A 2,436-nucleotide genomic window follows, 5' to 3' on the forward strand; every position below is an offset into this window, starting at 1 on the left:
AGCGGGGGCAATAGTCATGGCAGAGACGCCCGAGGGCCTTGCATCTGTCAACGAGGAGGTGGCGCGCAAGCAGCGCCTGATCCTGGCCGGCGGGCTTGGCGTCTTCGTTCTGGCATGCGGGTGGTGGATCTTCAGCGACGATAGCAGCGCCGATGAAATCCAGTCCCAGGAAATCACCGTTGATATGGGCGGGCTCGTCAACCGCAGCCTCTCGCAGAAGGAGTGGATCTCGCTGTCCGAGCAGCGCCTGCGCCAGTCCGAAGACCGGCTGAGGAAACTGGAAGGCCAGCGGAGCACGATCGAGACATTAAAAGGCGAACTGGAGACGGTGCGGCAGCAGAACACCTCCGCGCGCGAGGATGCCGAGCGGGTGATCGCCGCCTACGAGGCGGAGAACCAGGCGCTGCGGGCACAGGCGGCGGCCGCGGCCAAGGCACCAGTTGCTGCCGACCCCTACCGGCCGATTGGAAGCGCGGGGCCGGCGGCTGCCGGTTCGCCTCTTCCGCAGGGCATGGCGGGCATGCCGGCCGCCGAGGTCAAGGTGCTGACCTTCAGCGGGGCGGCCAAAGACACGGCGGGCCTCAAGACCAGCCGGCCCGAGACGGCGCCGCTCATTGTCGAGGACAGCCCGGACTATCTGCCGCCCAACAGCTATGCGCCGGCAGTCGTGGTGGTCGGCGTCGATGCCTCGACCGGGGTTTCCTCCCAGTCCGACCCTTTGCCGGTCGTCCTTCGGATCATCGGGCCGGCGCGCTCGGTCGTCTCGGACGGTCGGGTTCTTAAAACCCGCATCGAGGGATGCCTCATCAATGGCGCGGCACGCGGCGATCTCAGTGCCGAGAAGGTTTACGTCAAGCTTCAGCGCCTGACCTGCGACCAGCCGGGCGGCGGCACGGCCGTCAGTGAGGTGAAGGGGTTTCTGGCGTTCGGCGGCAAGACGGGCGTGCGCGGCCAGGTGGTCAGCCGGGAAGGGGCGCTTGTCGGCCAAGCGTTCCTGGCTGGCATTGCCGGAGGCTTTGGCCGGGGCTTCTCCGCCAATTCAGATGCGGCCCTGTCGGGCGTGCGCATCTCGACGGGCGGGAAGCGCGATGAGCTCTCGACGGGCGACATCGCCAAGGGCGGTCTGGGCCAGGGAATTTCAACGGCGGGCGACATGGTCGCCAAGTATCTGATCGAGCGGGCAGAGCAGTACCAGCCGGTCGTCGAGATGCCGACGGGCCTTGAGGTCGAAGTCGTGTTCCTGGACGGCGCATTCGTGCGGGGGGAGCCATGAGCAATCCGGATGACAGCAAAACGCAGACCAGCGGGCGCCTCAGGGGTCGATGGGGCGAGGTTGGTGCTCTGATCTTGGGCGGGATGCTCGGGATCATTGGAGGGCAGGCTCTCAACACGGACCAGGGCCTGCGTGCGCCGACAGGCGAGACGCGGGTCAGAACCGAGCTCGGCAAGCGCCTGCCAAGGACGGACGTCACGTCGGTTGATTGTCGTGCGATCGATGGACTGTGCGAGGTCGTTGCCGGCTCCAACCTTTTCTACACGGACAGTCAGGCACGCCATCTCATCATCGGCCGGATCTATGATCTGGAAACCCGCACCGACCTGACGGCAGCGCGGCTGCTCGAGGTCTCGCCCGACACGCTCGCCCGCGGCGGCCCCAAGGCCGAGGAGACGGCAAGACGGGCGCCGGCGCCGGCACGGCTTGACCTTGCAAGCCTGCCCGACAAGGGCATGATTGCCTGGGGGCCGCCCAACGGCCCGCGGGTCGTGGTCTTCAGCGACCTTGCCTGCCCCTATTGCCGGGTGCTGCACCAGACGCTGGCGAGCCTTGGCGCGCGGGTTGCGGAATATCCCATCGCCATCCTCGGCAGCCGGGCGCTCGCCGAGAAAGTGCTGTGCGCGCAGGATCCGGCGAACGCGCTGGCAAGCGTTTATGGCGGCGATCCAGAGATTAGTTTTCCGCCACGGGCTAACTGCGACACCCGGCTCATCGATGCCAACGAGGCCTTTTTCGAGGCGCGGGGCTGGCAGGGCACGCCGGTGCTGATCCGATCGGACGGGCAGGTGGCCGAAGGCGCGCTCGGCGCCGAGGCGCTCAAGGTCTGGCTGGCAGGAGGGCGGGCATGAAACCGTGGTTTGCGGTCATGGGTGCACTTGTACTCGGCGGCTGCGCAAGCTGGGGCGGCAATGTATCGGGCGACTTTGCCTGTAAGGCGCCGCAAGGCACCTGCGCACCGACCGCCGAGATCGACGCCCGCGCCGTCGAGCGGGCGGCCAGCAGCCGGAGACAAGCCGGGTCTGCCCCAAGCCCGGCCGGCGCATGGGCGTCGCGCACCGCCCTGGGCGCAGGGCTCGTCCGGACGGGCGAGCGGGTGCTGAGGATCGTCTTTTACCCCCGCATCGATGAGGCCGGGGTTTTCCATGAACCGGCGGTTGTCC

Annotated in this window: 2 protein-coding genes and 1 pseudogene; all 3 read left to right on the top strand. The window is 67.7% G+C overall.

All coding sequences use genetic code 11. The features are described from left to right. Positions 1–1,273, top strand: a 1,273-nt coding sequence (locus tag VIG90_RS06610; protein WP_414695470.1) for a TraB/VirB10 family protein, incomplete at its 5' end; no start/stop codon positions are given. Next, positions 1,270–2,124 (top strand): DsbC family protein, encoded by an 855-nt coding sequence (locus VIG90_RS06615; RefSeq protein WP_331592693.1) that lies wholly within the window; start codon positions 1,270–1,272, stop codon positions 2,122–2,124. The genes VIG90_RS06610 and VIG90_RS06615, both read left to right, overlap by 4 nt. Beyond that, positions 2,121–2,436, top strand: a pseudogene (locus VIG90_RS06620) (conjugal transfer protein TraV); the annotation flags it as partial. The gene VIG90_RS06615 and the pseudogene VIG90_RS06620, both read left to right, overlap by 4 nt.

This window comes from Pedomonas sp. (genome assembly GCF_036515995.1).
Taxonomy (GTDB): domain Bacteria; phylum Pseudomonadota; class Alphaproteobacteria; order Sphingomonadales; family Sphingomonadaceae; genus Pedomonas.

Coding starts and splice junctions, on each gene's coding strand:
- VIG90_RS06615 (WP_331592693.1), top strand. CDS start 1,270: ATGAGCAATCCGGATGACAGCAAAACGCAGACCAGCGGGCGCCTCAGG.